The organism is Neisseria sp. P0021.S005, assembly GCF_051956955.1.
Genome location: NZ_JBQCWY010000305.1, coordinates 1 through 3,610 on the forward strand (window position 1 = coordinate 1; position 3,610 = coordinate 3,610).

Below are 3,610 nucleotides of genomic sequence, written 5' to 3' on the forward strand. Positions count from 1 at the left end.
TGATGAAAACAACCCTGCCTGAGTATTGAGCAATATCATAAAAACTTTACCTTATTTTAAATAATGCTTTGAGTATTACAACAAACTAGGTAGAATTACGCTGTTTAATGGCTCGGTATTCCCAAAAATTTAGGACGACTGAATAATGGATAATCAAGAAATCAACAACGGCCGCCGCCGTTTCCTGACACTGGCTACTTGCGGTGCGGGCGGTGTGGCGGCTCTGGGCGTAGCTACGCCCTTCGTGGCCAGCTTCTTCCCATCGGAGAAAGCTAAGGCTGCCGGTGCTGCTGTCGAAGTAGATGTCAGCAAAATCGAAGCAGGCCAAATGCTGACTGCCGAATGGCAGGGTAAACCGATTTGGCTGGTCAACCGCACAGATCAACAGCTCAAAGACTTGAAAAGTTTGGATGGCGCAGTTGTCGATCCTAATTCCGAAGTGGATCAGCAACCGGAATACGCTAAAAACGAGCACCGTTCGATCAAGCCGAACCTCCTCGTCGCTATCGGTATCTGTACCCACCTGGGTTGCTCTCCGACTTACCGTCCCGACATTGCTCCCGCCGACTTGGGCGCAGACTGGAAAGGCGGTTTCTTCTGCCCTTGCCACGGTTCGAAATTCGACATTGCAGGCCGAGTATACAAAGGTGTTCCTGCACCGACCAACTTGGTTGTACCGCCTTACAAATATCTGAGCGATACAACTGTTTTGGTGGGCGAAGACTAAAAATAAGGAACGATAATTATGGCAAACCAAACCAATAGCAAAGCAAAAGCGTTGTTAGGCTGGATGGACGCTCGCTTCCCTCTGTCTAAAATGTGGAATGAGCATTTGGCTCAATACTATGCGCCGAAGAACTTCAACTTCTGGTATTACTTCGGCTCTTTGGCCCTGCTTGTCCTTGTGATTCAAATCGTCAGCGGTATTTTCCTGACCATGAACTACAAACCGGACGGCAACCTTAACGCCTACCATCTGCCTGCTGCCTTTACCGCAGTAGAGTACATCATGCGCGACGTGTCCGGCGGTTGGATTATCCGCTATATGCACTCCACAGGCGCATCTTTCTTCTTCATCGTCGTTTATCTGCACATGTTCCGCGGTTTGATTTACGGTTCGTACAAAAAACCCCGCGAATTGGTGTGGATTTTCGGTTCCCTGATTTTCTTGGCATTGATGGCAGAAGCCTTTATGGGTTACCTGTTGCCTTGGGGTCAAATGTCCTTCTGGGGTGCGCAGGTCATTATTAACCTGTTCTCCGCCATCCCTGTTATCGGTCCTGATTTGTCCACTTGGATCCGCGGTGACTTCAACGTTTCCGACGTTACTCTGAACCGCTTCTTCGCCCTGCACGTTATCGCTGTACCTTTGGTATTGCTCGGCTTGGTTGTGGCTCACATCATCGCCCTGCACGAAGTGGGTTCTAACAACCCTGACGGCGTTGAAATCAAGAAAAACAAAGACGAAAACGGTATCCCACGCGATGGTATCCCATTCCATCCTTACTACACCGTTAAAGACATCTTGGGCGTCGTTGTATTCCTGATTGTCTTCTGTTCTGTGTTGTTCTTTGCACCTGAAGGCGGCGGCTACTTCCTCGAAGCGCCGAACTTTGATGCAGCGAATGCGCTGAAAACACCTCCGCACATTGCACCGGTATGGTACTTCACTCCGTTCTACGCAATTCTGCGTGCGATTCCTTCGATGGCAGGTACTCAGGTATGGGGTGTAATCGGCATGGGTGCAGCAGTTGTATTGATTGCCTTGTTGCCTTGGCTGGATAAGTCACCTGTAAAATCTGTTCGTTACCGCAACAACTCTTTCAAAGTAATGTTGGCGTTGTTTGTTGTATCTTTTATCGGCTTAGGCATTCTGGGTGCATTGGTAGCAGATGATACTCGTACAGCTTTTGCTCGTGCATTCAGTGCATTCTATTTCTTGTTCTTCATCGGTATGCCTTTGCATACAAACCCTAAATGGTTGGCTGAAAAAGCTGGTGGTATTAAATATTTAATTAGCCTGTTTGTTTATGCAGCTTTAATTATTTATAACCTGTATTTAGTTGCAGTCTTGCCAAATTACATCGTTAAGGCGTTCGTTCTGGCTTACACTGTTTTCTTTGCAGCTATTCCATTCCTGAATGCGTTTAATAGCGAAAAAGCTACGCCTGAACGCGTAACCATGAGCACTACTAAACAAAAAATTATGTTCTTTGTTTACGTCGGTATTACCGTTGTTGGTGCTTACTTGTTTGCAACCAATATCTGATGAGGGCAGCGAAAATGAAACAAACTCTGAAAAACTGGTTTGCTGCCTTATTGCTGGCAGTACCTATGAGTGCAGCCGTCGCCAGCGGCGGCCATGCAAACTACGAAAAAGTCGATATCGACCTGCGTGATCAAGTCAGTCTGCAGCACGGTGCGCAAATCTTTACAAACTACTGTTTGTCTTGCCACTCTGCAAGCGGTATGCGCTTCAACCGTCTGAAAGATATTGGTTTGACTGAAGATGAAATCAAGAAAAACCTGATGTTCACAACAGACAACGTTGGTGACGTAATGGTAGCGGCAATGGATCCGAAAGATGCCTCCAAATGGTTGGGTGCGCCTCCGCCGGATTTGACCCTGATTGCACGTTCTAAAGGTGCAGACTACCTGTACGCCTATATGCGCGGCTTCTATAAAGACCCAACTCGTCCAACCGGTTGGAACAATACTGTTTTGGCCGGAGCGAGTATGCCTCACCCATTGTGGGAGCAACAAGGTATTCAAGCTGTTGAGTTGGATGCTAAAGGTCAGCCCGTTATGATTAAAGACGAGCATGGCAACCTGACTCCTAAGCTGTATTGGGAATCTACCGGTCTGCACAGCCGTCGCCTGCCTAACGGTAAAGTGATCCAAAAAGAGTACGATACTTATGTGCGCGACTTGGTGAACTACTTGGTGTACATGGGCGAGCCTGCTCAGTTGCAACGCCACCGCATCGGCTACATGGTTCTGGCATTCCTGTTTGCGGTAATGCTGCCATTGGCTTACTTCCTGAAAAAAGAATTCTGGAAAGACGTTCACTAATTCTTTTGAATCAAAAAGGCAAACCTGTTTCAGGTTTGCCTTTTTTGTTTGTGAAATTGGTTTATGCGGGAATAATGTAAATTTTGAAATTACTTAATATAAACAATGTGATATGTGAAATTCCTGGATTAAGTGTTTGAAATTATGTATAATTCTTTCTGAAGTTTTATAAGGCTATTAAGGCCGTCTGAAAAGATTTATCAGGAGTAAAAGATTATGATGACATTGTATTCAGGTATTACTTGTCCATTCAGCCAACGCTGCCGTTTTGTGCTGTACGAAAAAGGCATGGATTTTGAAATCAAAGATGTGGACGTGTTCAATAAACCTGAAGACTTGGCTTTGATGAATCCGTATAACCAAGTACCGGTTCTGGTTGAGCGTGATTTGATTTTGCACGAATCAAACATTATCAACGAATACATTGACGAGCGTTTCCCTCATCCTCAGTTGATGCCGGGTGATCCTGTTATGCGCGGTCGCGGCCGTTTGGTACTGTACCGTATGGAAAAAGAATTGTTCAGCTTGGTGCAAGTGT

The 3,610-nt window shown here is 46.1% G+C and carries 4 protein-coding genes; all 4 read left to right on the forward strand.

The features are described from left to right. The first annotated feature begins 145 nt into the window (after positions 1–145). Positions 146–727 (forward strand): ubiquinol-cytochrome c reductase iron-sulfur subunit, encoded by a 582-nt coding sequence (petA, locus tag ACTHUE_RS13175; RefSeq protein ID WP_070606098.1) that lies wholly within the window; start codon positions 146–148, stop codon positions 725–727. Between the two features lie 18 nt (positions 728–745). Continuing rightward, positions 746–2,269 (forward strand): cytochrome b, encoded by a 1,524-nt coding sequence (locus ACTHUE_RS13180; protein WP_168163289.1) that lies wholly within the window; start codon positions 746–748, stop codon positions 2,267–2,269. Between the two features lie 14 nt (positions 2,270–2,283). Next, complete coding sequence (locus ACTHUE_RS13185; protein ID WP_199900379.1) at positions 2,284–3,072, forward strand: cytochrome c1; 789 nt, start codon at positions 2,284–2,286, stop codon at positions 3,070–3,072. A 216-nt stretch (positions 3,073–3,288) separates the two neighbouring features. Then, positions 3,289–3,610, forward strand: a 322-nt coding sequence (locus ACTHUE_RS13190; protein ID WP_440423020.1) for a glutathione S-transferase N-terminal domain-containing protein, incomplete at its 3' end; no start/stop codon positions are given.